The 24,729-nt window shown below is 41.2% G+C and carries 23 protein-coding genes; 13 read left to right on the top strand and 10 right to left on the bottom strand.

Going from position 1 to position 24,729, the window contains the following annotated elements; all coding sequences use genetic code 11:
• Window positions 1-3: 3 nt before the first annotated feature.
• Window positions 4-525: a DUF2480 family protein gene (locus tag FRX45_RS09075; RefSeq protein WP_152268103.1), complete on the bottom strand. Its 522-nt coding sequence runs from the start codon at window positions 523-525 to the stop codon at window positions 4-6.
• Between the two features lie 75 nt (window positions 526-600).
• A complete protein-coding gene (locus tag FRX45_RS09070) occupies window positions 601-2,724 on the bottom strand; it encodes a peptidylprolyl isomerase (RefSeq protein WP_193311641.1) in 2,124 nt (707 codons plus the stop codon).
• Window positions 2,725-3,290: 566 nt separating this feature from the next.
• Here FRX45_RS09070 and nadA point away from each other — a divergent pair.
• Complete coding sequence (gene nadA / locus FRX45_RS09065; protein ID WP_152268101.1) at window positions 3,291-4,301, top strand: quinolinate synthase NadA; 1,011 nt, start codon at window positions 3,291-3,293, stop codon at window positions 4,299-4,301.
• A 23-nt stretch (window positions 4,302-4,324) separates the two neighbouring features.
• On the opposite strand, the gene mnmG is transcribed toward nadA, so the two are convergent.
• The 3 genes from mnmG to ybeY form a co-directional block, all read right to left on the bottom strand.
• The gene (gene mnmG, locus FRX45_RS09060; RefSeq protein WP_152268100.1) at window positions 4,325-6,193 is read right to left on the bottom strand and encodes a tRNA uridine-5-carboxymethylaminomethyl(34) synthesis enzyme MnmG; all 1,869 of its coding nucleotides are present in this window, start codon (window positions 6,191-6,193) and stop codon (window positions 4,325-4,327) included.
• 85 nt (window positions 6,194-6,278) lie between these two features.
• A complete protein-coding gene (locus FRX45_RS09055) occupies window positions 6,279-6,944 on the bottom strand; it encodes a CAP domain-containing protein (RefSeq protein WP_152268099.1) in 666 nt (221 codons plus the stop codon).
• Between the two features lie 12 nt (window positions 6,945-6,956).
• On the bottom strand, window positions 6,957-7,385 hold the full coding sequence (gene ybeY / locus FRX45_RS09050) for an rRNA maturation RNase YbeY (protein WP_152268098.1): 429 nt from the start codon (window positions 7,383-7,385) through the stop codon (window positions 6,957-6,959).
• 61 nt (window positions 7,386-7,446) lie between these two features.
• Here ybeY and FRX45_RS09045 point away from each other — a divergent pair, with 61 nt between their 5' ends.
• Together FRX45_RS09045 and nadD are read left to right on the top strand one after the other, a co-directional pair.
• Window positions 7,447-7,686, top strand: coding sequence for a FeoA family protein (locus FRX45_RS09045; RefSeq protein ID WP_152268097.1), 240 nt, complete (start codon window positions 7,447-7,449; stop codon window positions 7,684-7,686).
• A gap of 13 nt (window positions 7,687-7,699) precedes the next feature.
• Complete coding sequence (gene nadD, locus FRX45_RS09040; RefSeq protein WP_152268096.1) at window positions 7,700-8,269, top strand: nicotinate (nicotinamide) nucleotide adenylyltransferase; 570 nt, start codon at window positions 7,700-7,702, stop codon at window positions 8,267-8,269.
• A gap of 26 nt (window positions 8,270-8,295) precedes the next feature.
• Here nadD and FRX45_RS09035 read toward each other — a convergent pair whose 3' ends face one another.
• Window positions 8,296-9,558, bottom strand: a complete 1,263-nt coding sequence (locus FRX45_RS09035) for a chromate transporter (RefSeq protein WP_152268095.1) — start codon at window positions 9,556-9,558, stop codon at window positions 8,296-8,298.
• A gap of 24 nt (window positions 9,559-9,582) precedes the next feature.
• Window positions 9,583-10,527 carry an isopenicillin N synthase family dioxygenase gene (locus FRX45_RS09030; RefSeq protein WP_152268094.1) on the bottom strand — a complete coding sequence of 315 codons (945 nt, stop codon included), beginning with the start codon at window positions 10,525-10,527 and terminating at the stop codon, window positions 9,583-9,585.
• 174 nt (window positions 10,528-10,701) lie between these two features.
• Here FRX45_RS09030 and FRX45_RS09025 point away from each other — a divergent pair, with 174 nt between their 5' ends.
• The 3 genes from FRX45_RS09025 (at window position 10,702) to FRX45_RS09020 (ending at window position 13,501) form a co-directional block, all read left to right on the top strand.
• On the top strand, window positions 10,702-11,538 hold the full coding sequence (locus FRX45_RS09025) for a universal stress protein (RefSeq protein WP_152268093.1): 837 nt from the start codon (window positions 10,702-10,704) through the stop codon (window positions 11,536-11,538).
• A 168-nt stretch (window positions 11,539-11,706) separates the two neighbouring features.
• Window positions 11,707-11,871, top strand: a complete 165-nt coding sequence (locus tag FRX45_RS23245; RefSeq protein ID WP_193311640.1) for a hypothetical protein — start codon at window positions 11,707-11,709, stop codon at window positions 11,869-11,871.
• A 442-nt stretch (window positions 11,872-12,313) separates the two neighbouring features.
• Window positions 12,314-13,501: an ATP-binding protein gene (locus FRX45_RS09020; protein ID WP_152268092.1), complete on the top strand. Its 1,188-nt coding sequence runs from the start codon at window positions 12,314-12,316 to the stop codon at window positions 13,499-13,501.
• Window positions 13,502-13,571: 70 nt separating this feature from the next.
• Here the strand turns inward: FRX45_RS09020 and asnS are convergent, their stop codons facing one another.
• The gene (asnS, locus tag FRX45_RS09015) at window positions 13,572-15,008 is read right to left on the bottom strand and encodes an asparagine--tRNA ligase (RefSeq protein WP_152268091.1); all 1,437 of its coding nucleotides are present in this window, start codon (window positions 15,006-15,008) and stop codon (window positions 13,572-13,574) included.
• A 263-nt stretch (window positions 15,009-15,271) separates the two neighbouring features.
• Here asnS and rho point away from each other — a divergent pair, with 263 nt between their 5' ends.
• Window positions 15,272-16,933: a transcription termination factor Rho gene (gene rho / locus FRX45_RS09010; RefSeq protein WP_152268090.1), complete on the top strand. Its 1,662-nt coding sequence runs from the start codon at window positions 15,272-15,274 to the stop codon at window positions 16,931-16,933.
• A 95-nt stretch (window positions 16,934-17,028) separates the two neighbouring features.
• On the opposite strand, the gene FRX45_RS09005 is transcribed toward rho, so the two are convergent.
• Both FRX45_RS09005 and FRX45_RS09000 read right to left on the bottom strand, forming a co-directional pair.
• Window positions 17,029-17,664, bottom strand: coding sequence for an LON peptidase substrate-binding domain-containing protein (locus FRX45_RS09005; RefSeq protein WP_152268089.1), 636 nt, complete (start codon window positions 17,662-17,664; stop codon window positions 17,029-17,031).
• 51 nt (window positions 17,665-17,715) lie between these two features.
• Window positions 17,716-18,459, bottom strand: a complete 744-nt coding sequence (locus tag FRX45_RS09000) for a biotin--[acetyl-CoA-carboxylase] ligase (RefSeq protein WP_152268088.1) — start codon at window positions 18,457-18,459, stop codon at window positions 17,716-17,718.
• A 135-nt stretch (window positions 18,460-18,594) separates the two neighbouring features.
• Between FRX45_RS09000 and rsfS the strand changes: the two genes are divergently transcribed.
• From rsfS to FRX45_RS08970, 6 genes are all read left to right on the top strand, one after another.
• On the top strand, window positions 18,595-18,996 hold the full coding sequence (rsfS, locus tag FRX45_RS08995; RefSeq protein ID WP_152268087.1) for a ribosome silencing factor: 402 nt from the start codon (window positions 18,595-18,597) through the stop codon (window positions 18,994-18,996).
• Window positions 18,997-19,084: 88 nt separating this feature from the next.
• On the top strand, window positions 19,085-21,178 hold the full coding sequence (ftsH, locus tag FRX45_RS08990) for an ATP-dependent zinc metalloprotease FtsH (protein ID WP_152268086.1): 2,094 nt from the start codon (window positions 19,085-19,087) through the stop codon (window positions 21,176-21,178).
• 4 nt (window positions 21,179-21,182) lie between these two features.
• Window positions 21,183-21,818, top strand: a complete 636-nt coding sequence (locus tag FRX45_RS08985) for a LutC/YkgG family protein (protein ID WP_152268085.1) — start codon at window positions 21,183-21,185, stop codon at window positions 21,816-21,818.
• 23 nt (window positions 21,819-21,841) lie between these two features.
• On the top strand, window positions 21,842-22,600 hold the full coding sequence (locus tag FRX45_RS08980; protein WP_152268084.1) for a UDP-2,3-diacylglucosamine diphosphatase: 759 nt from the start codon (window positions 21,842-21,844) through the stop codon (window positions 22,598-22,600).
• Entirely contained in the window at window positions 22,600-23,430 is an 831-nt protein-coding gene (locus FRX45_RS08975; RefSeq protein WP_152268083.1) for a hypothetical protein, read from the top strand. The genes FRX45_RS08980 and FRX45_RS08975 overlap by 1 nt, the downstream gene beginning before the upstream one ends.
• 11 nt (window positions 23,431-23,441) lie before the next feature.
• Window positions 23,442-24,518 (top strand): mechanosensitive ion channel family protein, encoded by a 1,077-nt coding sequence (locus FRX45_RS08970; protein ID WP_152268082.1) that lies wholly within the window; start codon window positions 23,442-23,444, stop codon window positions 24,516-24,518.
• Window positions 24,519-24,729 lie beyond the last annotated feature (211 nt).

The following is a 24,729-nucleotide window of genomic DNA, read 5'->3' as shown; positions in this document are numbered from 1 at the left end:
AATTTATTGTGGCTTAACAGGAGCAGCTTTATACACAGGCACTGTGCTGCACGGTTCGCCATACATCAGGCTTTTAACCACTGGACGTAATTTTTGTGTAATGGCCGCATAAGCCGCTTCCGGGAGCACCACATCGCCGCATCCTTTTATAACAATTCTTTTGCCCGCATAATCATCCACGCTTATGTTTGAAATATTATTGAGCATCAGTGTTTGCAGTAAGTTCCTTTCACTGCCAAATACAATGTCTTTGGCGAGCGGCTGCAAATAAGAAACGGCAAGCATATAGGCCCACATGGGTATTATGGCATCTGCAGTATTGGTTAAAGCAATATATTTTCCATTGTATTGCTGCCAGTCTGTATGCTTTAGTGCTTCCCTAAAATCCTTTTCTTTTAAAATCAATCCTTTAAACAGGTAGTCTTTGATATCAAAAACCGCTGTCTCTACTTTAGGATAAAAGGTTTCCAAATCTATTGTAACAATGCCGCTTTCGGCTACTTTGTTAATTATTACATCATTCATAAAGCAAAGTTACCGAAATAAAAAAAGTCGCCAACTTTAAGCCGGCGACTCTTTGGGAATAAATAGTATCGTTTATCAATACCCCGCTTTCATACGGGTATCTTTTACCGTTGCTGCTTCTTTCAATGCCTGCATCACAGCATAACCCATCGTTTGTTTCATTTGCATCGCTGTTGCTTTACGCTGTTCTTCAACGTTGGCGGCATCATTAGGCAAGGCTCCTAAATTTTTTACCTGTAGTGCATACACCCCGGTATTGCCGGCGAGCGGCGGCGATACTTTTTCCTGATAATTTTTATTTAGCGCGGCTCCTATCAATATTAATTCATTACCGAATGCCGGTTTAAAATTATCGGCGAACCGTATACTGTCTGCCTGCTGAACCTGTTGGCCCGTATTTTTCGCTGCTTCATCAATGGACGCATATTTACCAAATTTCGCAACAAGCTGAGCAGCTTTCTTTTTATTCCGTAATTGCGGCTCTACTATTATCCTTGCTTCTTCAGCAGATTGCACGCCCTCTTCTTTTTCACCGGTAATAAGCGCCACCACATATTGGTCACCTACCGATATGGGATCCGAAACCGTTCCTGGCTTATTGTTATATATCCATTTAATAAATGCTCTGGATGTTCCGACCCCCGTAACCTGGTAATCCATATCTTTTACACTTTCTGCTATGCGTTTATTGAGTTTTTCCTTAACAACATTCTCATCAAAAGCCCTGGCTGTACGGCTTACAGAAGCAAATTGCGTGGCCGCTGCTGAGGCTGCACGATCTGTTTCCACACTGGCTTCAATGGGTTTCGACAAATAGGCGATTTTATATGCCTGCTCAAAATTCTTCTGATCCAGAATTTCGATATAATGGTATCCGTATTCCGTTTTTACAACGCCTTTGTCACCTGTTTTTCCTTCAAAAGCAAAATCATTAAAGGCTTTTACCATTTGACCGTTTGGAAAATAACCTAAATTACCAAACACTGCTTTTGATCCTTCATCATCTGAATACTTAGTAACCAATAATTCGAAAGAAGCGCCACCCGCAATAGCCTGCTGTATGCTGTCTATTCTTTTTTTGGCAACAGAATCGGCAAGTGTTGGCTGACCTGTTTGAGGGTTAATTGTTCCTATTAATATATGACGGGCTTTTACCGAATCGGGCAATACTTTCGATCCGATCATACGGGCAATTACAATGGAGTTCCCATCATAGTAAGGACCATACACTTCACCAGGCGACAACCGAAACAAAGAGTCTTTAACCGGTACCTGAATACGGCTTTTGTTCATGTAACCATCGAAAAACTGCGATTTTGTTCCCTGCCTTGTAACAAAAACACCGGCATCCGCTGCTTCGGCCAATGGCTTTTTCAATTCTTCCATTTTGTTCCACAAATTGGCGCTATCCTGTTTATTGGGTGCCGCATTAAATAATACATACGCAATGCTCCGGCTTTTTTCCTGCTTAAAATTGTCTTTATGCTTTTGTATATAATCGTTAATCTCCGCATCTGTAACATTCACTGATGAATCGGCAACTGTTGAATAAGACAAGCCCACAAAAGAAATGTCTGCCACCTGGCCTGTTACTGCATTTTGTTTTTCAATTAACCATTTGGGTATATAGGTACCATTGGTAAAAATGGTCATGAGCTTTTTTTGTATCTGGCTCAGTACAATGGGATCAATCAACTGATCATTCACCTGCCGCAGTTGAGCGGCATCCTTGCTTTTTTGCAATGTTTTAAAAGCGTTGCGTGCCGCTTCAATATTATATACGCCTGTTTTAGGATCGGTGAATTGTTGTTTAAATTCCTGTGGTGCATTTTCACTAAATAACAATTCTGTAAATTCTTTGGATGTAAAGTCTATACCCAGTTTTTGAGCTTCTGCAGTTATCAGTTCTTTGCTTATTAAACCATTCCATATCTGGTTTTGAATTTCCTGACGCACAGATTCATCTACGCGGTAGCCCTGCGACTGGTACTGCGCTTCCATAGCTCTCACCCTTTCATCAAAACTTTCCCTTTCAATAGCAACGCCATTTACTTTTCCTACGGTGGAAGACGGGGCAGTAAACAAATGGCTGCCACCTCCAACAAAAGCATCCTGCACTAAAAACCCAATTAAGCTGATACCGATAATCCCAAATACCAAAACAGCAGCTTTGTCCCGGATAGTCTGAATAATAGACATATAATAATGAATGTATTTTTTATGGACGGCAAAAATAGGGTAATATACGTTTATCAACAAATTGTGGAAAACGACTGTAAAGCAGCATCCCTCCTGCTTTTTAAAAAGTGGATATCTGCTGGTTCCCTCAGAACAATAAAAAAGGAAGGAAGCGCGTTTATAGCAATCCACATCCTGTTGTTGATACATACCCTTTTATGTTGAAAACCCCGGGTTTAACCTTTTTTTAATGTGCTGTTCAGGACAACATATTATTTTGGAAATATCAGTCTCTTCCCAACCAGTGAAATAATGACCAAAAAAAGAAATTTCACCACAGCTTATTAACAGCTAATTAATAAAAAATAAGAGGAAACTTTTCCGCACCCTTAATCCTTCAACATTGTTAATAACATTTGAAAACATATACTGCTGTTTATTTCCTCCCTGTGAACAGCTTGTGAATGAAAGTGTATAAAGTATTAGTTTTAACTTTGCCAAGAAATTGGTTTACCTATATTTCCCCATATTCACAGCCGTAATAGTAATAGGGCTTTTAAATAAATAATCAATTATTATTAAATACTATGGCAGTAATTAACATTGATGAGGCAAAGAAAAATGTACAGCAGGTTGGTTTTTTAGATGTTGATATTGACGCACGCCTGGATCTGTTTAAAGAGATAGAAAGATTGAAGAAAGAAAAGAACGCCATAATTCTGGCACATTACTACCAGGAAGCAGATATCCAGGATGTAGCGGATTATATTGGCGATAGCCTTGGACTGGCACAGCAGGCCGAAAAAACAACCGCAGACATTATTGTTTTTGCGGGAGTTCATTTTATGGCTGAAACAGCAAAAATTTTAAATCCCGGAAAAAAGGTTTTATTGCCCGATCTGAAAGCAGGTTGTTCTTTATCTGATTCGGCTCCTCCGCCTCTGTTTAAAAAGTTTAAAGATGAGCATCCTGATCATCTTGTTATATCTTACATTAATTGCTCTGCGGGAATTAAGGCTTTAAGCGATATTATCTGCACTTCTTCAAATGCCAGGCAAATAGTAGAGAGTTTACCGGAAGATCAAAAGATCATCTTTGCGCCCGATAAAAACCTGGGTGCTTACATCAACAAAAAAACCGGCCGCAATATGGTGTTGTGGAATGGCGCGTGCATGGTACACGAAATTTTTAGCAGGGAAAAGATCACCAGATTGAAAGTAAGGCATCCCAATGCCAAAGTAATTGCACATCCGGAGTGTGAAGATGTGGTGTTACAATTGGCCGATTTTATTGGTTCCACTACACAGTTGCTCAAGTTTACCGAAAAAGATGAGGGAAAGGAATTTATAGTAGCTACAGAAACGGGTATATTACACCAGATGCAAAAGAATTCCCCGCATAAAATATTTATTCCTGCGCCGCCGGACAATAGTTGCGCTTGTAATGATTGTCCGCATATGAAACTGAATACGCTTGAAAAATTATACCTGTGTATGGAATATGAATCGCCGGAACTTACAATGGATGAAGATTTACGGATAGCCGCTTTGAAACCGATCAGGCGTATGTTGGAGATAAGTGCATCCTTAGGCTTGTAAACAGGGCTTTAAGCACTTTAAATCTATCTTCCCATATATACCATCAAAATTTGAACATCGCTTGGATTGACGCCTGAAATGCGTGAGGCCTGACCAAGTGTTCTGGGTTTAACCCTTATAAATTTTTGCCTGGCTTCTGTAGAAAGTGCGGAAATACCAGAATAATTAAAATTTTCCGGGATCATAAGATCTTCGAGTTTGCTCATCTTTGAAACCAGCTCTTTCTCTTTTTCTATATATATATTATATTTAATTTGAATTTCAGCCTGTTCTATAGCTTCCGGTTTGTCGTTTTGAAGCGCTTCGGTTAATTTAGGCAGGGCTGTTTGCAAATCCGTGAGATTGATACCCGGACGAAGCAGCAATTGAGCCGCTTTTTGTTTTTGGGTGATTGGTGCAGTAGGAATATTTTGAAGAAAAGGATTTATATCTTGTGGATCAATATATAAAGAATTAATAATATTTAGTATATTATTAACTGAACTCCTTTTTTCTTCTAACGCTTTCATTCTTTCTTCTGAAGCCAATCCTGACATATATGATTTTTCTGTTAACCGTAAATCGGCATTATCCTGCCGCAATAAAGTTCTGAATTCTGCACGGCTGGTAAACATTCTGTAGGGTTCTTCTGTTCCTTTACTGATCAGATCGTCAATGAGCACGCCAATGTATGCATCGCTTCTTTTAAGAATGAAAGGCGCTTTATTTTGTGAGGTGAGATGCGCATTCATCCCCGCTATTAAGCCCTGGCAGGCAGCTTCTTCATAACCTGTAGTGCCGTTGATTTGCCCGGCAAAAAAAAGGTGCTCAATACGTTTTGTTTCCAAAGAATAATTGAGTTGGGTAGGAGGAAAATAATCATACTCTATGGCGTATCCGGGTCTGAACATTTTGGCAGCTTCAAAGCCAGGGATCATGCGAAGCGCCTCAAATTGTACCTCTTCGGGCAGTGAAGTGGAGAATCCATTTACATAGATTTCTACCGTATTCCATCCTTCCGGTTCAACAAAAATCTGGTGCCGGTCTCTTTCAGCAAAGCGGTTTATCTTGTCTTCTATACTGGGGCAATACCTGGGGCCAACACCTTCTATTCGCCCGGCATACATCGGGCTCCTGTCGAACCCTGTTTTAAGAATGTCGTGAACAGTTTGATTGGTATATGTAATCCAGCAGCTTTTTTGCTGCCGAGCTTTAATTTTAGAAACCGGGGAGAAGCTAAAGCCGCTGATTTCGTCATCTCCTTTCTGTTCCTCCATTTTGGAATAATCCAAGCTTCTTCCGTCTACGCGGGGCGGAGTTCCCGTTTTTAACCTGTCGCTTTCAAACCCCAGTTCCACCAATTGTTCTGTAATACCGGTTGCTGCTTTTTCAGCAACTCTTCCGCCTCCAAATCTTTTTTCGCCAATATGGATAATACCATTTAAAAAAGTGCCATTGGTGAGTACTACTGCTTTGGCTTTTATTTCATGTCCCATGCCGGTTATTACGCCAAAGCATTGACCGTCTTTAACGAGTAAGCCGTTAACCATATCCTGATAAAAATCCAGGTTGGGTGTTTGTTCCAGCATTTCCCTCCACTTTTGCGAGAAAAGTATCCTGTCGCTCTGCGCCCGGGGGCTCCACATTGCGGGTCCCTTGGATTTATTCAGCATTCTGAACTGGATCATGGTAGCATCTGTAACAATGCCAGAATAGCCACCCATAGCATCAATCTCCCTTACTATTTGGCCTTTGGCAATTCCACCCATAGCCGGATTACAACTCATTTGAGCTATGGTTTGCAGGTTCATGGTGACGAGCAAAACCTTGCTGCCCATATTTGCCGCCGCTGCTGCTGCTTCACAGCCCGCATGGCCTGCACCAACCACAATTACGTCATATGTTGAAAACATGCGGCAAAATTACAGCAGCAAAAAATAACAGGGATATTTATTTACGGATTGATGTATGATAACAATGTTTCACGTGGAACTAACTTTAATTGCAGGAAAAATCCTGAACCATAAAATATTGGTTCGTCCTTCCTTTAATTGGAAAGAAGGATACACCTATATACTTCATATTGGAGTCAAGTATATTTTTACGATGTCCCAGGTTTTGGACACCGGCGTCAATAAGAAGAAAAAGAACTGCCTGTAAACCATCTTTTTTTCCCTCGTACACATTCTCTGAAACACAGTCAAAATAGCCAAACTTGTTCAGGCGTTCTTTAAAGGATTCACCTTTTGAAGAATTATGAGAAATGTTGAGCCGATTGGAGCCTAAATCTTTTGTGTGACTACTGGCGACTTCATATAGTTTTTTTGAGGGAGCAAGTGGCGGGCGGGAAGAAAGGTTTGACAGATCATTGATCAAGGACCGGGTGTAATTGCTTTTTGCTTCAGGAAATTGCTTCAAAAAGGGCAATAAAATGGTTTTGGAGAACAGCCGGGGTTCCTTCCTGGCATAATTTACCCAGTAAACAACCTCTTTTTCCTGAGCTCCTAACTGAGCATAAGCCGGGTTTATGCTCAGCCAGTTTTCCAAAGCCGTGTCTTTTACCGGTGTAATTATGAAGGGTTTGTCACTTAAAACCATAGAACCCTGGCTAAAAGCGATGGTAAAAAAGAGTGACACAATAATTGTAATAAGGAAACGTTTCACGTGGAACGGAGTTTATTTTTTATCAAAGTATAACTGCAATAAACGATCTTCTTTTGTTCTCATTTCAAGGTTTTCGTTTTTTAACTTATCCTTATAGCCACAGAGATGCAGCACTCCATGAAAAATTACGCGGTGCAATTCTTCTTTAAAACTGGTTTGCATTAACCGGGCATTTTCCTTTACCCGCTCTGCACTGATGTATATTTCACCGTCAATCTTTCCTGCTGCGCCAAGCTCAAAAGTTATAATATCGGTATAATAGTCATGCTGTAAATATTGTCTGTTGATTTCAAGCAGATATGCATCGGTACAAAAAATATACTGGAGCTTGACGAGGGATTTCTTTTCCTTTTTAAATATCTCCCTGATAAACGACTTTAGCTTTGTTCTTTGAGTAAGCGAGAACTTTTGATAGGGGAAGAAAAAGTGAATAGGGACCATTAATAATTCCTTTTCCGAAATTCGTAAATAATGCTGCAAAACTACCGATAGATTTGCTTATATGAAAAAGCTTTCTGAGATAAGTCCAGGTATTGCGGTAATCATCAGGCAAATTGAAAATGATGAGCTTTTTCTAAAGCTGATGGAAATGGGTTTTATTCCCGGGGAAGTAATTACCATTGAGCAGGTTGCTCCATTGGGTGATCCTATTTCTGTGTCTGTTGCGGGATATAGCTTAAGTTTGCGGTTAAATGAGGCTAAGAGCGTGCTGGTAGAAGAAGTATACAAAAAAACAGCCTGATTGTTTTTTACACATGCAGATAGGTTTGTATTTCGGTTCATTTAATCCTGTTCACCACGGGCACTTGATCATAGCCAGTCATATTGCCGGGCATACAAATCTTGATCAGATCTGGTTTATTGTATCACCCCAAAATCCTTTTAAAATATCGCACTCCCTGCTCAACGAATACCAGCGTTTACATCTTGTACACATTGCTATCGAAGGCGAGTCAAAACTAAGAGCCTCGGATATTGAATTTCATTTGCCCAAACCCTCCTACACCATAGATACTTTGACCTACATAGAAGAAAAATACCCACAGAACCAGTTTGCTGTTATTATGGGCAGCGATAGTTTTCAAAATTTGCATAAATGGAAAAATGCTGATGTGCTGATGAAGCGCTATTCCTTTTTTGTTTATAACAGAGCGGGCTTTGAAGCCGGCCGGCTTCAGCCTGAAAATATTACGATACTGGATGCGCCATTGCTGCAAATTTCGGCTACGCATATCCGGGACCTGGTAAAACAGGGGAAATCCATACGGTATCTGGTACCGGATATAGTAAAAGAGGAAATTGAAAAGAATGGATATTACAAATAAAATACCAGCCGGGGTTTATCATCAACCTAAATAATCCATCCCAATAACAGGCAGAACAAAGCAATTACAGGTGCAGGTAAGCGGGTAAAAGTGAGCAATAAAAAGGTTCCGGTAATTACGCCAATATTTAAAAAGCTGATTGTATTTTCTTCGTTCACTTCAAAGAAAGAAATGTCTTTCATTAAAAAAAGGGTAGAGGCTGCCATAATACCTACTACTGCTGCATTTATCCCCTTTAAAGCACGGTAAATGGCGGCATATTTTTTTAAATTATTCCAAACCGGGTAAAAAAACAATACCAGCAAAGCGCTTGGCAAAAAAATACCAAAAGCTCCTATTGCACAACCTATAGCCTGCATACCCATTCCTTCGTTTTTTAAAGCCTCTCCACCCACGAAAGCAGAAAATGAAAAGGTCGGTCCCGGTATGGCTTTTACCATTCCTGCGCCCGTAAGGAACTCATTTTGATCAATGCGTATTACATTTTGATTTCTTTGCTGTATGCGTTCCGTATTGGGACGAACAACATATTGTTCATACATTATGGGCATCAACACATCGCCTCCGCCAAAAACCATTCCCCCAAAGCGATAGGTATTTTCAAAAAGATTAAATGCTTTGCGGTGTTGCCATTCATTTTTCCGGGAGAGTTCACTGAATACACCAGCCATTATAAATATTAAAAAGAATATTACTATGTTACCCCATTTAATGGGTCTTGGTTCAACGATAATTTTTTCATAAGTCTTTTCTGTAAAATTGGTAATCAGTCCGCCAAGTAAAATAACAGCAGGAAAAACCCAGGGCGAATTAAAAAGAAAATAGGTAGCGATCATTGTACCAGCCATAATCAGTCGTGCAATGCGCCTGTTGGCCACCAACGTATAGGCCCTAAAGGCAGCAAAAGCCAGGAAGCCTACAGCCATTGGCTTTATGAATTTAAATAAATCATTTTGAAGAGTGGTTTTACCGGCAAAATCAAGTGCAAAAGAAAGCCCGCTCATGAGCAGGCAGGCGGGCAATATCCAAAGCAACAAGGTTAAAATAGCCAGGGGTAGTTTGCCTTTTTTATATCCGATAAGTGTGATAATCTGGGTAGAGGATGCACCGGGAAGCAGTTGGCAAAATGCGTTGTATTCCAGGAGTTCCTGCTCCGTGATGTCTTTTCTTTTGGCAACAAAGGTTTTCATCATCATTCCAAAATGCCCCTGTGCTCCGCCAAAAGCTGTTAAGCTATACAATGTAACAGCTTTCAAAAAAGAAATGTGACGCAAAAGTTTCAAACGCATTCCATAAAGCATTAAAAGTGACCCTCATTTTTTAAGTCCTATTTCTCTTAGTCTTTCATCTAAGTATTCACCTGCCGTGGCATCTGTATAAGATTTAGGGTGGTTTTGATCCTCACAACCGGGTAAGCAGGCCAGCGACATGTTACTCCTCGGGTGCAAAAAGAAAGGAATCGAAAAGCGGGAAGTATGCCACAGTTCCTTTGGTGGGTTAACTACCCGGTGCGTTGTGCTGCGGAGTTTATTGTTGGTAAGCCTTTGCAGCATATCACCCACATTAACCACAATTTGTTCCGGCAAAGAAGTAACAGCAACCCATTCATTTTGTTTCGTTAATATTTGTAATCCGTCAGCGCTGGCACCCACCAGTAGTGTAATCAGGTTAATGTCTTCGTGCTGCTCGGCTCTTATGGCCGATTTTGGTTCCTGTAAAATAGGTGGGTAATGAATAGCTCTCAAAATGGAGTTGCCATTATGAATATGCACATCAAAAAAATCTTCTTCCAAACCCAGATACAACGCTATTGCCTGTAATAGCACTTTACCAGACCTTTCAAAAGCCCTGTAAGCATCATGAAGCGTGCTGTTGAATTGTAAAACATCTTTTACGATTACATTACCGGGATACTCCTTTTTAACCGGGTCATTGTCTTCCACCGGTTGGCCAAATTGAAAGAACTCTTTTAAATCAGGCGCGTCACAACCCCTGGCGTGCTCGCGGCCAAAGGAAGTATAACCCCGTTGCCCCGCCAGACCAGGAACTTCATATTGCAATTTTTTTTGCAAAGGCAACGCAAAAAATTGCTGTACCTGCCCGTATAAAGTATTGATAAGGGCATCTGAAATAAGATGATTCTTTACCGCAACAAAACCTACCTCTTCATAAGCCTTACCCAATTGTTGCACGAAATCTTTTTTTCTTTCTCGATCGCCTCCCGTAAAATCGGAAAGGTCAACAACAGGAATATGCATAGGAAAATTTTTAGTTTGCTTTGAGTAACAAAAAGTAGAATTTTGTATGAAATTAGCATCAATTCTTTTAAAATTGTATTTCAAAGATATCTGCAGGTAAATAAAAGCCCCGGCAAACTGCTCTTATCATCAACCAACTGCTGGTATTATTTTTATTAGTGTAAAAGCAATCTGATGAAAACAATTATTGTTCCCACAGACTTTTCCCCGGCAGCTATTAATGCTATGCATTATGCTGTAAATATGGCACAGGTCATTGGTGCCGATATTATGCTGTTGCATGTATACCAGATGCCTGTATCGTATAATAACAGCGACATCCCGCTGCCGCTTATGGACATTGGCGAACTGGAAAAGATCAACGAAGAAAGATTGCAGGAATTAAAAGAGGTAACAGGGCGAACTTCTTCGGGAAAGTTAAAAATATATGCTGAAGTAAAATTGGGAGACCTGGCAGATGAGCTGGAAACAATTTGTGCTGCCACACAACCCTTTGCCATAGTTATGGGAACCAGAGGCGCTGGTTTTGTAGAAAGGCTGCTGGTTGGCAGCGCTACTTTATCGGTGATAAGGCGGTTAACCTGGCCTATTCTGGTTGTTCCACCCGGCGCTATTTTTAAAGGGATACAAAAAATTGGATTTGCCTGCGATTTTAAAAAGGTTGTAGAAACTACGCCTGCGGCCTATATAAAAGAATGGGTAAAAACTTTTGGTGCTTCGATGAGCATTTTGAATGTAGATGATAAAAAGAATGCCGCAACGGGTAATACAGAAGAACAGTCTGCCTTATTGCATACTTTGTTGGAAGAAACCCACCCTCAATATTTTTTTATTGACAATCCCGATGTGGAAAAAGGCATTCACGAATTTACTGAAAACAATAATCTTGACCTGCTTATTGTAATACCCCGCAAGCACCGTTTATTAGATTCATTGTTTCAGAAAAGTCATACCAAAGAACTGGCCTTTCATTCACATATCCCTATTTTGGCGGTACACGAAGAGGAGTAGGGTGGATTTATGGTTTGTAGTTTATAGTTTTTTGTTGCATTTCGTTTCGAATTTGAATTTTTATCCGCCACGCCGGACAGGTTTGTTTTTTGTAATTTGGCTTACTGATGCTTTGTATCCTGGTTCTTAACGTTTGGCGAAGATGCACAGATACAAACACATGAAGAAATGCTGGAACAGTTTGAGTTATTTAAAGAAGGTCTGCCGGATGATGAAGATAAGCGGTTGCATTATTTGCGTTTTATAAGAGAATTTAAAGACAACAACCCCAAAGAATTTAAACGTATCATATGTTGCTTTAAAACTACCTGGGCTTTCAGGCTTCAACCGTAGGGTAGTTACAGAATGATGCAATTTTTTGAGTCTTACACTGCATCGTCTGAGTGTTATTTACTTTGGCAAAATCTTCAAACTCAAAAAGTGTCGCCAGCGGCGACACAATTACAAAGTACTGAAAATCAAAGTCAAAAATTTGTGTCGGCGGTGCTGACACAAACTTCATGGACCAATCACCGGGAAATTTTTTCAGCCGTAAAAATTGCAGAGCAACGGCTTTTTTACATGCTAATGTGCATTAAAGAAAATGGCTGGGTGTAATGAAGGAATATTTCAATGCTAAGAAATTTCATATAAAATCTTGCCTGTTTCGTTACCTATTACATGCGGTTTGATCGGATGGTCCGCCAAACAACATTCTGGAGAAAAAGAAAAATGTATTTCAGTTTACTCATTATATTGAGTAATTTTACTCAGCACGTTGAGTAATTTGTATAAAATGTTTGAACGATCTCATTTACAAGAACTTATACAAAGAGTGAAAGAACCACGCCGTTTCATTCAGGTGGTAATGGGTCCGCGACAGGTGGGTAAAACCACGCTGATTACACAGTTGGTTGAAAAAATAAGCATGGCTTATCATTTTGTGTCTGCCGATGCTATAGCTGCAACCCATACCACCTGGCTGGAACAGCAATGGGAAGCGGCCCGGGCTCTGATGGACCAGCATAAAGCCCCCGAATTACTACTGATCATTGACGAAATTCAGAAAATAGAGCAGTGGAGCGAAACCGTGAAATTATTATGGGATGCGGATAGCCGTAAGAAAAGAAATATGAAAGTGATACTGCTCGGTTCGTCCCGGCTGCTGCTGCAACGCGGACTTACAGAATCGCTGGCGGGCAGGTTTGAAAACACCTATATGGGGCATTGGTCTTTTACCGAAATGCAGCAGGCATTTGAGTGGAGTGCTGATGAGTATGTATGGTTTGGCGGATACCCCGGAGCGGCGGCACTTATACAAGATGAAGTGAGATGGAAAGCTTATGTGCAGCAATCTTTAATTGAAACGAGCATCTCCAAAGACATACTCATGCTCACCAGGGTAGACAAGCCGGCGCTGATGAAAAGACTTTTTGAAATGGGATGCCTGTATTCGGGCCAGATCCTTTCCTACACCAAAATGCTGGGGCAATTGCACGATGCGGGCAATACCACCACCCTGTCGCATTATTTGAATTTATTAGATACCGCGGGTTTGCTTGGCGGACTTGAAAAATATGCTACTGATATTATCCGCAAGCGGGCTTCCAGCCCGAAATTCCAGGTACACAACACCGCTTTGATAAGCGCCCAGCGTGATGCAAACTTTAAGGATGTTGCAGCACAACCTGCCCAATGGGGCCGTATGGTAGAATCGGCGATAGGAGCTCACCTGATCAATCATGCGCTAACAGAAAAATTTACCCTGTATTACTGGAGAGAGCGAAATGAAGAAGTGGATTTTATTATTGAAAAAGGAGGTAAAACGGTGGCGCTGGAAATAAAGAGCGGAGCAACACAAAGAATTCCAGGTATGGCTGCGTTTCAAAAACAGTTCAATCCGAATAAAGTATTGCTGGTTGGTAATTCCGGTATGCCCTGGCAGGATTTTCTAAAACTAAACCCCGTGGAGTTGTTTGGATGATCCCGTTGCGGCAATGGTGCAGGAAAACGATCTGTGAAAAGCTTCCAAATCCCCGGCGTAAAGAGCTTCCCTAAAACTCCGCACTCCCCGGCGTTCTTGGAAAAGCAATGGCATCGCGGATATTGCTCATGCCGGTAACGAACTGCACCATGCGTTCAAAGCCCAGTCCAAAGCCTGCATGCGGAACAGTACCAAAGCGGCGGGTATCTAAATACCACCATAATTCTTCTGCAGGCACATGCATTTCCTTCATGCGCTGTTCTAATTTATCCAAACGTTCTTCACGTTGTGAACCGCCCACAATTTCACCAATGCCGGGGGCTAAAATATCCATGGCGGCAACGGTTTTACCATCATCGTTCTGGCGCATATAAAATGCTTTTATGCCCAGCGGGTAATCCGTAACGATAACCGGTTTTTTAAAATGCTTTTCAACCAGGTATCTTTCATGCTCGCTCTGCATATCAATACCCCATTTTACTTCGTACTGAAATTTCTTTTTCTTGTATGCGGGCGATTGCAATAAAATAGCAATGGCTTGTGTGTAAGTAATCCGTTCAAAATTATTATTAAGAACAAAATCTAATTTTTCCAATAGCCCAAGCTCACTGCGTTTATCCTGCGGCAATTGTTTCTCTTCATCGGCAAGTCGTTGCGCTAAAAATTCAAGATCTTCACGATTGTGTTCTATAGCGTAGCGGATGATGTATTTAATGAATTCCTCTGCCAGGTTTATATTGTCTTCAAGGTCGCAAAAAGCCATTTCGGGTTCAATCATCCAAAACTCGGCCAAATGACGGGGCGTATTTGAATTTTCAGCCCTGAAGGTTGGTCCGAAAGTATATATTTCCCCCAGGGCTGTAGCACCCAGTTCGCCTTCTAATTGCCCGCTAACAGTAAGGTTGGTTGCGCGGCCAAAAAAGTCTTCCTTGTAATTAATACTGCCATCTTCGGTACGGGGTGGATTACCGGCGGGTAAAGTAGTTACCCTGAACATCTCTCCTGCGCCTTCGGCATCGCTGGCGGTAATTACCGGGGTATGCAGGTAAACGAAGCCTTTATCGTTAAAAAAATGATGTACAGCATAGGCTAAAGCATGCCGCACCCTGAAAACAGCTCCAAAAGTATTTGTGCGAAAGCGGAGGTGGGCGATCTCTCTTAAAAACTCGAGGCTGTGCTTTTTAGGTTGCAGGGGATATTTTTCAGCATCGCTATCGCCAAGGATCTCAATGGTATTGGCTTTTACTTCCAGCTTTTGTCCCTTACCTAAGGAGGGAATAGCTAAACCGGTAACTTTTAAGGAAACCGAGGTAGTAATGCGTTTAAGCAGGGCTTCGTTAAATTTCCCCAGTTCAGCCACTATCTGCAGGTTATTATTGGTAGAGCCGTCATTTAGGGCAATAAACTGGTTATTTCTAAAACTGCGTACCCATCCCATAACTGTAACTTCCTGGCTATCTGGTTCCTGCGACAGTAGTTGCTTTATTTTAATTCTTTTATTAAACATATGATTCTTTTTGATCAGGCCTTCCCTAAAATAGATGATGATAATGAAAGCGCACAAAGATAAGGGAGTAAAAAATTTTTTAGATTCCGGAAATTTGATGTATTATTGCCACGGAATCAAACTGATCAGTTCTTACCAAGCTCCGGGATTCTATCAGTTTTAGCCATTCCGCACCAATTTCATTCAACCAAAAATTCATTTCAACATTTCTCTTTCAAATTATCAGGTGTTTTTGATGAGAGGTTAAACCGTTAAGTATATTTATGTACGACATTCTGCAACTGAATGATATGCTCGTTCCTGAGCTGCTTGATATTGCCGAGCAATTGAGCATTGCTAACGCTAAAAAACTCGATAAACAGGAACTCATCTATAAAATTTTAGATAAACAGGCTATAGAAAACAGTGCTGAAACCAAAGGCACGGAAGAAAAAGGGAAACGCAAGCGTGTTGTAAAAACAACAACGGCCAACAGTACCGAAGAAGCACTTGTGGAATCCGAACCCGAAAAAGCGGCTCCGTCCGGCAGAAAAAGGAAAATTGTTGCCGCCGAACCGGAAAAAAAGGCGGACAGGAAAATAGTAAAAAAGCCAAAACTTTTCCATGACGAGACGCCGGAGCAGGCTGAAAAGAAGAGGGAACAGGAAGCTGCTGCGCTTGCTGCTGCTGAGGAAACAGAAGAGCAGGAAGAGCAGGAAAACGAACTATCTGAAGAAGAAGCGCCCCAGTCCGAAACAGCGCCTGCAGAAGAATCGCAAACCGAACGCAGGCAATACCCCAACCGCCGCGAACAGAACTTTAACATTGAGTTTGACGGTGTAATAATGAGTGAAGGTGTTTTGGAAATGATGCCCGATGGGTATGGGTTCTTAAGAAGCAGTGATTATAATTACCTTTCCTCTCCCGATGATATTTATGTTTCTCCATCGCAGATAAAATTGTTCGGATTAAAAACCGGCGATACTGTTTCCGGCGCTGTGCGCCCTCCAAAAGAAGGCGAAAAATACTTTGCTTTACTGAAGGTGGAAGCCATCAATGCCAAATCGCCTGAAGAAGTGAGAGACAGGGTGCCATTCGATTATCTTACACCATTGTTTCCTTTTGAAAAGATGAATCTTTTCACCCAGCCTTCGGCATTAAGCACAAGGATGATTGATTTGTTTACACCAATAGGCAAGGGCCAGCGCGGACTGATTGTAGCTCAACCCAAAACCGGCAAAACGGTTTTACTGAAAGATATAGCCAATGCCATTGCCGAAAATCATCCGGAATGTTATATGATGATTGTGCTGGTTGACGAACGGCCGGAGGAAGTAACCGACATGGAAAGAAGTGTGAGGGCTGAGGTTATAGCGTCTACCTTTGATGAACCTGCAGAAAAGCACGTGAAGGTTTCTACCATCGCCCTGCAAAAAGCAAAGCGCCTGGTAGAATGCGGTCATGATGTGGTTATACTGCTTGATTCTATTACCCGTTTGGCCCGTGCGCACAATACGGTGGCTCCTGCATCCGGCAAAGTATTGTCAGGTGGTGTGGAAGCCAATGCCATGCAAAAACCAAAACAATTTTTTGGTGCTGCAAGAAAAATTGAGAATGGCGGATCATTAACCATACTGGCTACTGCATTAATAGATACCGGTTCAAAAATGGATGAAGTGATCTTTGAAGAATTTAAAGGAACCGGCAATATGGAATTGCAGTTAGACAGGCGTTTGGCCAACAGGCGTATATTCCCCGCTATTGACCTTGTGGCTTCCTCTACCCGCAGAGAAGACTTGCTGTTAGATAAGGATGTGTTGAAAAGAATGCATTTGCTTCGCAATTACCTGGCAGATATGAATGCAGAAGAAGCCATGAATGAATTGTTGAAACGGATGAGGGGAACAAAAGACAACCAGGAGTTTTTAGCCAGCATGAATAGCTGATAAAGCAGAAAGCTGTCAGCAATCAGCTTTCAGCCAGAAGAGGGCGGCGAAAGGAAAACGGCTACAACGATAAACCCAAAATCATAAACTATAAATTATATATCCATAGATCCAGGATTTTTAAAATGCCCGTTAAGTTTTATCTTTTCCTTCAGGGCCTCTGTTTCAGTTAATATGGAAATAATTTTATTGAGATGCCGCTTTAAATATTCCTGCCTTTGTATTTCCTGTGTCAGTCCAAGCAGCTCATATTCTTCTTCAATAGAAAGTCCGGCGTGATGCGCTATATCATAAGCGCTTAGTTTTTCATCCGGGTTATTAAATGATTTGGTAATTTTTAAAAGCCTGTGCATTTCCCTGAGTCGTTCCAATACTTTTTCCATTAACGATTTACTTCCGTTTTCACTGATGTTGGGATAATGTACAATAGCACCGCTGTACAGCTTATCGGGAATTCTTTTGATGATCTCCAATATCCGAAAAACCGATACCCCTTTTGTACGGATATCCATTTCACCACTGTCATACACTTTTACTATTTCAACTACTTTTACAAGGGTTCCTGACTCGCCAACCTGGTTGTTAATAATGCAGGGGATGCCAAAAGGTTTTACATCGCTGAAGCATTCTTTAACCAATTGTTTATAGCGGGGCTCAAAAATGTGGAGGTTTACCTCTTCTCCCGGAAATACTACAATGCTTAATGGAAAAATAGGAATGAAATTGGTCATTTATTGTAAGTTGCTAAATGAAAAATGCAATTCCTCTCTATATACCGAGGGTCATACTATCCATTCTACCGTTCCCCATAACCACTCCTCTTCAATATTATCCGTTTCAACAACCAGAAGCCCTTCTGCTGTAATTCCTTTTATAAGGGTGTCAAACACAAGTCCGTTTTTTTTAAATGTAACATTTTCATTCAATTTGTACATCGCCTGCCCATAGTCGTGTAAAATTTGTTTTTCGTTCCCTGCTTCCAGCGCCTCATATCGTTGTTCCAAAAAAAAGCAAAGCTCCTTTGCCAATTCAATCACCTCAAATTTTTTGCCTGTTATTTGCCGGAGTGAAGTTGCCTTTTGCAGGTGCTCTGCGAAATTTAACTGATTAATATTAAGGCCTACCCCTGCAACCGCAAACGACCAGTGTTCAGCGCGTATAATGTTTTCTATTAATATGCCTCCTGCCTTTCTGTCACTCCAGTAAATATCATTCGGCCATTTTATCCGGGTTTCATGGCCGGCATATTTTTTATAAAAGTCGTAAACACCCAGCGTAATAGCAGCATTTAATAAAAATGACTGCATGGGAACTAAAAAAAGGGGCTTTAAAACGATGCTTAAAAGAATATTTTCACCCTTGCTGCTCTGCCAGCTTTTACCTCTTTGTCCTTTTCCTTTTGTTTGCTCCAGTGCAAACCATGCATCGCCATGCTTTGCCAAACGGGCATGAACCATTTGCATGGCATAGTTGTTGGTGCTGTCAATACTGGGTATTACGCTAAAAGACTGTCCGAAGGATTGCATAAGAGAATACCGAATTAATTCCTATTTTTGAGCAAGTTAGATAATCGAAAAACAAATAAGCAGTCGCAAAGCGATGCTTTTAAAATATAATCAAATCAACCCCAAAAAAAGGGGTAAACCTAAAATTGATTTCTATTGGCAGCATTACAGGTGTTAACTGCACGGCCCAAACGTGCAGCCAGGTTGACGAGGAACAGTAAGCTATTTAAAACCATCATCAGCGCCATCCGTCAAAAAAAAGGAGAAAATATTGTTTCGCTTGATCTGCGCAAAATACAGGAAGCCGTTGCGGATTTTTTTATCGTTTGTGAGGCTTCCAGTAATGTGCAGGTGAGGGCAGTTGCTGATGCCATTGAAACCGAAGTAAAAAAACACACAGGTGAACTGCCGTATCACCACGAAGGTTACCAGGCTCTGCAATGGGTGCTGATAGACTACGTAAATATTGTGGTGCATATTTTTCAGCCGGAAACACGAAAATTTTATAAGCTGGAAGAAATGTGGAATGACGGCGATCATATACAGCATGAGGCATAATCCGAAAAACAGCAGTAACTATAATTTTTTATGTATAACTGGGTATCCGGTTTTTTATTTTAATTTAAATATTTAAGCGAAGAAGTTTATGGCACAGGATAATAATCAGGGTAAAATACCGGGATTCAATAAGCGACCCGAGGGAGATGACAAGTCTCCACGCCGTGGTCCGAAATTCAGCATATACTGGGTTTATGGCATCGTTGCGCTTTTGCTGGTAGGATACCAGTTATATAATGGAGCTACACCAACGGCCACGGTCATTTCGGATCTTCAGTTCCGCAATGAAATGCTTGTAAAAAATGATATTCAGAAGCTGGAGCTGGTACGCAATAAGGATGTGGTTAGGGTTTTTATAAATAAAGACAGCCTTGACAAACCTATATATAAAGAGCTTTTGGGAGACAGGTGGTCCATTGTTGCCAAAACAGATGGTCCGCATTTTCAATTTGAAATTCCGGATGCAAAAACCTATACAGGTACAACACTTGCCGAATTTTACAAAGAGCATCAGCAGGTAAAAGAAGTTCCTGTTAAAATTGTGAGCGAATCAGAATGGTTTGGGTCTTTACTCAGCTATATATTTCCCTTGCTAATGTTTGCCCTGTTGTTTATTTTAATGATGCGTAAGGTGGGCGGTCCCGGTGGTGGTAGTGGTCCCGGTGGTATTTTCAGCATTGGCAAATCCAAGGCCACCTTGTTTGAAAAAGGCACTAAAGTAAACATCACTTTTGCCGATGTAGCCGGATTGGAAGAGGCCAAACAGGAAGTAATGGAAATTGTTGATTTTTTAAAGAATCCCAAAAAATATACAGCCCTCGGAGGTAAAATTCCAAAAGGCGCTTTGCTCGTTGGATCTCCCGGTACAGGTAAAACCTTATTGGCAAAAGCCATGGCAGGCGAGGCCCAGGTACCTTTCTTTAGTTTGAGCGGTTCCGATTTTGTTGAAATGTTTGTGGGGGTTGGCGCCAGCCGGGTAAGGGATTTATTTAAGCAGGCGAGAGAAAAAGCGCCATGCATTATATTTATTGATGAAATAGATGCGATTGGCAGGGCGAGAGGAAAGAACATGATGATGAGTAATGATGAAAGGGAGAATACCCTTAACCAGCTATTGGTAGAAATGGATGGCTTTGGCACCGATAGTGGCATTATTATACTTGCCGCTACCAACAGGCCCGATGTGCTGGATAGTGCCTTACTACGCCCCGGCCGTTTCGACAGGCAAATAACCATTGACAAACCGGATGTAAAAGGCAGGGAAGAAATATTTCATGTGCATTTGAAGCCCATTAAAAAATCAGCAAAGCTGGATGTGTTTAAACTGGCGGAGCAAACCCCGGGTTTTGCAGGTGCCGATATTGCCAATGTGTGCAATGAGGCGGCTTTAATAGCGGCCCGAAAAGGGAAAACGGAAGTGGAGATGAATGATTTTCAGGATGCAATTGATCGTGTAATTGGCGGACTGGAAAAGAAAAACAAGATCATCTCTCCCGATGAAAAGGAAATTATTGCTTACCATGAAGCAGGACACGCCATTTGCGGATGGTTTCTGGAGCATGCGTATCCTTTGCTAAAGGTTACCATTGTTCCCCGCGGTACAGCGGCACTTGGGTATGCACAATATACACCCAAAGAGCAGTATCTCTACAATACAGATCAGTTAAAAGACCAGATTGCTATGACCCTGGGCGGAAGGGCAAGTGAAGAAATTTTCTTTGGAAAAATTTCAACCGGCGCCAGCAACGATTTGCAGCAGGTAACCAAAATTGCCTACTCCATGATTACCATATATGGTATGAACGAGAAGTTGGGAAATATCAGTTACTACGATCCCCAGCAGGAAAATTATTTTACCAAGCCATTTAGCGAGGAAACAGGCAAAATAATTGACGAAGAGGTAAGAAAACTGATAGATGAAGAATACAGCAGAACTAAAAACCTGCTGATGGAGAAAAAGCAGCAGGTTGAAAGAATAGCAAAAGAATTATTGATAAGGGAAGTACTTTTTCAAAGCGATCTTGAGCAAATGATCGGTAAACGTCCGTTTGAGGAAAAGAAGCCGGCGGATGTGGTGCACGACCTCCATCATCACGATGAAAACCCTTCTTCTTCCAATGGTTCAGAAGGCGGCGGTATCAGCGCTGGTGTTCCACCTGCTGAAATTATACCTAAACCATAATGTAATGAAGATATCTCCTGCAAAGGAAAATATGCTTAAAAAAATACGAAAGGCACTGAGTACACCAGTGCCTTTGCCTTTTCCTCAAAGTGAAGGAAATAATTCAGTGTTTTTACCCCCTGCCGATGATGCTGAAATCGTTTTTGCGGAAGCATTTGGAAAACTGGATGGCCGGTTTTTATACTGCACCAATGAAGCCGAAATGCTCGCGCAATTATCCCTTCTTATTCAGCAAAGGCAGTGGAAAGAAGTATTTTGTAAAGAAACCCTGCTTAGAGAAAAGCTTGCCTCTTTAAATTTTGGAGGATTTTCTCAAAAGCCGCTAGCCCTGGCGGATGTGGCCATTACAGGCTGCGAAGCCTTAATAGCTAGAACAGGAACAATCATGATGAGTGCGGCGCAGCAAAGTGGCAGAACAACCAGCGTATATGCGCCTGTGCATATTTGCGTGGCATACCTAAATCAATTGGTATATGATATAAAAGACGGTCTGCAACTGATAAAAGAAAAATACAAGGGCAAGTTACCTTCGCTTATTACCTTTGCAACAGGCCCCAGCCGTACAGCCGATATTGAAAAAACGTTGGTGGTTGGCGTTCATGGGCCTAAAGAAGTATTTGTGTTTTTGGTAGAGAATTGAAGCTTTCATTTTATCTTGCACAGATGCAGGTTCCTACAGGGAAAAAAATATACTTTCTTTCTGACTTTCACCTGGGCGTTCCCGATCATGCTTCAAGCCTGAAACGGGAAAAGCTAATTGTTCGCTTTCTTTCCGGAGCAAAAGAAGATGCTGCAGCCATTTTTATCGTTGGTGACCTTTTTGACTTTTGGTATGAATATAAAAAGGTAGTGCCTAAGGGGTTTGTTCGCATTTTAGGCAAATTGGCGGAATTAACAGACAGTGGCATACCGCTTTATTTTTTTGTAGGCAATCACGATATGTGGATGAGCGGTTATTTTGAAAAGGAACTGAATATCTCCGTGTTTTATGAGCCGCAGCATTTTGAATTCAATGGAAAACAGTTCCTTGTAGGGCATGGCGACGGACTGGGCCCCGGCGATGAGGGCTACAAGCTTTTAAAAAAAATATTCCGCAACAAAATATGCCAGTGGTTGTTTGGAATTTTACCTCCTTATATCGGGATGGGTATTGCGCATCGCTCCAGCAAAAGTAGCCGTGCAGCTACCGGTGAAGATGATGCCCGGTTTTTGGGTGAGGATAAGGAATGGCTGATCAGCTATTGCAGGGATGTGCTGCAACAAAAGCATTACGACTATTTTATTTTTGGTCACCGCCATCTTCCTATTGATTTTATATTGAATGATTACAGCAGGTACATTAATTTGGGCGACTGGATCCGGTATAACAGTTATGCCGTATTTGACGGGCATAATCTTGAATTGAAATATTATCAATCCTGATGCGCTTTTCTTTTATCATATTATTGTGTTGTTCTGTTTTTTGCGTACAGTCGCAAACAGATTCCGCCGGTAAAGCATCGGGCACTGTTTTTTTGCCTCCTGTTTCCATATACAGCGGCAAGGTTAAACAGTTTGCCGCCGATAACCTGGGAAATGTTTATGTGCTTACGCCTCCAGGCCTTTTAATAAAGCTTAACAGCAAGGGTGATTCTTTGAATGTTTTTAATGATGTTCGCCGCTATGGAACAGTGTATGCAATAGATGTAACGAACCCTATGAAAGTGCTGTTGTATTATAAGGATTATTCAACGATAGTAATGCTGGATCGCTACCTGAACAGGATAAATATGATAGATCTGAGGAAATCGGGTATTTTTCAGGCAAAGGCGATAGGGTTGTCGTACGATAATAATGTGTGGATATTTGATGAGCAATCCGCGAAGCTTAAAAAGATTGATGAAAACGGTAGAGTGCTTAGTGAAACAACGGACCTGCGGCAGGTATTGGATATTATGCCATCTCCACGCACCATAATAGACAGCGATGGGTTTGTGTATGTTTATGATGATACAAAGGGGTTATATGTATTTGATTATTATGGGGCGCTTAAAAATACTTTACCGCTAACGGGTATCACCGGTTTACGGGTAATCGGCCAAACCATTGCAGGACGCAGGCAGAATAAATTGGTGAGGTATACATTGGGAACGCTGGAGTTGCAGGAGCAGCCTCTTCCGGCAATTATACAAGATGCATTAAAAATTTACATTACGCAACAGGGTATCTATGTGCTTAATGAAACAGGTATTGAAATGTATCCTTATCATTAAAGAAAGACAACATGAATGACTTTTTGGACAGGATGGTTTTAAACAACAGCATAGGAGATTATCTTACTATTGGCCTGATCATTTTTGGAATATACCTGTTGAAAAAATATTTCAGCAGGCCCATTGTTGCTGTTATTATTTTTTTATCAAAACGGATGGGCAGGAAAATAGACCGCCAGGCTTTTGTTGACCTGATACTTGCACCGCTGGAATATTTCATCATCATACTTACTGCTGTTATCGCCCTTTCTTCTCTTAATTTCCCGGAAGTATTTAAATATAATTTCTACAAAACAGATACCAAAACAATCATTGACCGCATTGCAGTAACACTCCTTATTGTTTCCTTTTTCTGGTTGTTGTTGCGGATGATTGATTACCTGGCATTGGTTATTGCCAAAAATAATCAGAACGAAGAAATGCAGGGAGAACACCAACTGGTTATCTTTATTAAAGATTTTTTAAAAGCTATTGTAAGTATAGCGGGTTTATTAACCGTCATCAAGTTTGCTTTCCGGTACCAGATTATGGACCTCCTTACCGGGCTGGGAATAGTAGGCGTGGCGCTTGCATTGTCTGCAAGGGAAAGCTTAGAGAATCTTATCGCTTCATTTATAATTTTCTTTGATAAGCCTTTTGTTATAGGCGACGTCCTCAAAGTACAGAATGTAACGGGTACGGTGGAAAGAATTGGTTTCCGGAGCACACGGTTACGCACAACCGAAAAAACATATGTAAGTGTGCCCAATAAGCAAATGGTGGATAGCATTGTAGATAACCTGAGTCTTCGCACACAACGCCGCGCCGATTTAAAACTGGAAATTGATACTGCCGCAACAGCGGAGCAGCTCCGGCAACTGCTGGAGGGAATGAATGAAATTCTGGATCACCCGAAAATTGAAAACAGGAATCTTTTTTTAAACGACATTGTACAGCAGGGATATATTGTACAAACCGATTATTATACTGCGCCCATACCGATGGATGAATTTAATGCTTTAAAGCAGGAAATAAATCTTAAAGTAATACAATTAATGGAAAAGTTGGGAATCGAAATATCGCAGTTGGTCCCTAAAATCAAGCCCTGATTGATGTAATTCTGAATCAATGCTGCTCCCGGGTAAATTTTTCTGCTTGCTATTTTTTTCATGTTTTTGCATTTTTGTGCAGGTATTTGATGTATTTTTAAGGTGCCAAAACTGAGATCATGCAAAAAGCAATACAACTGGCTTCTTTACTCTGGAAAGACTTCTGTTCCGGAATATTTTTTTTAAATGCTGAACAAAAATGTTCTTGTGC

The sequence above is a fragment of the Agriterribacter humi genome (assembly GCF_009192765.1).
Classification (GTDB): Bacteria; Bacteroidota; Bacteroidia; order Chitinophagales; family Chitinophagaceae; genus Agriterribacter; species Agriterribacter humi.
This window is presented reverse-complemented; position numbering and strand designations above follow the sequence as displayed.

Excerpts from the sequence above, each read along its gene's own strand:
- FRX45_RS09075 (WP_152268103.1), bottom strand. The coding sequence starts at position 525 with ATGAATGATGTAATAATTAACAAAGTAGCCGAAAGCGGCATTGTTACA.
- FRX45_RS09070 (WP_193311641.1), bottom strand. The coding sequence starts at position 2,724 with ATGTCTATTATTCAGACTATCCGGGACAAAGCTGCTGTTTTGGTATTT.
- nadA (WP_152268101.1), top strand. The coding sequence starts at position 3,291 with ATGGCAGTAATTAACATTGATGAGGCAAAGAAAAATGTACAGCAGGTT.
- mnmG (WP_152268100.1), bottom strand. The coding sequence starts at position 6,193 with ATGTTTTCAACATATGACGTAATTGTGGTTGGTGCAGGCCATGCGGGC.
- ybeY (WP_152268098.1), bottom strand. The coding sequence starts at position 7,385 with ATGGTCCCTATTCACTTTTTCTTCCCCTATCAAAAGTTCTCGCTTACT.
- FRX45_RS09045 (WP_152268097.1), top strand. The coding sequence starts at position 7,447 with ATGAAAAAGCTTTCTGAGATAAGTCCAGGTATTGCGGTAATCATCAGG.
- nadD (WP_152268096.1), top strand. The coding sequence starts at position 7,700 with ATGCAGATAGGTTTGTATTTCGGTTCATTTAATCCTGTTCACCACGGG.
- FRX45_RS09035 (WP_152268095.1), bottom strand. The coding sequence starts at position 9,558 with ATGCGTTTGAAACTTTTGCGTCACATTTCTTTTTTGAAAGCTGTTACA.
- FRX45_RS09030 (WP_152268094.1), bottom strand. The coding sequence starts at position 10,527 with ATGCATATTCCTGTTGTTGACCTTTCCGATTTTACGGGAGGCGATCGA.
- FRX45_RS09025 (WP_152268093.1), top strand. The coding sequence starts at position 10,702 with ATGAAAACAATTATTGTTCCCACAGACTTTTCCCCGGCAGCTATTAAT.
- FRX45_RS23245 (WP_193311640.1), top strand. The coding sequence starts at position 11,707 with ATGCTGGAACAGTTTGAGTTATTTAAAGAAGGTCTGCCGGATGATGAA.
- FRX45_RS09020 (WP_152268092.1), top strand. The coding sequence starts at position 12,314 with ATGTTTGAACGATCTCATTTACAAGAACTTATACAAAGAGTGAAAGAA.
- asnS (WP_152268091.1), bottom strand. The coding sequence starts at position 15,008 with ATGTTTAATAAAAGAATTAAAATAAAGCAACTACTGTCGCAGGAACCA.
- rho (WP_152268090.1), top strand. The coding sequence starts at position 15,272 with ATGTACGACATTCTGCAACTGAATGATATGCTCGTTCCTGAGCTGCTT.
- FRX45_RS09005 (WP_152268089.1), bottom strand. The coding sequence starts at position 17,664 with ATGACCAATTTCATTCCTATTTTTCCATTAAGCATTGTAGTATTTCCG.
- FRX45_RS09000 (WP_152268088.1), bottom strand. The coding sequence starts at position 18,459 with ATGCAATCCTTCGGACAGTCTTTTAGCGTAATACCCAGTATTGACAGC.
- ftsH (WP_152268086.1), top strand. The coding sequence starts at position 19,085 with ATGGCACAGGATAATAATCAGGGTAAAATACCGGGATTCAATAAGCGA.
- FRX45_RS08985 (WP_152268085.1), top strand. The coding sequence starts at position 21,183 with ATGAAGATATCTCCTGCAAAGGAAAATATGCTTAAAAAAATACGAAAG.
- FRX45_RS08980 (WP_152268084.1), top strand. The coding sequence starts at position 21,842 with ATGCAGGTTCCTACAGGGAAAAAAATATACTTTCTTTCTGACTTTCAC.
- FRX45_RS08975 (WP_152268083.1), top strand. The coding sequence starts at position 22,600 with ATGCGCTTTTCTTTTATCATATTATTGTGTTGTTCTGTTTTTTGCGTA.
- FRX45_RS08970 (WP_152268082.1), top strand. The coding sequence starts at position 23,442 with ATGAATGACTTTTTGGACAGGATGGTTTTAAACAACAGCATAGGAGAT.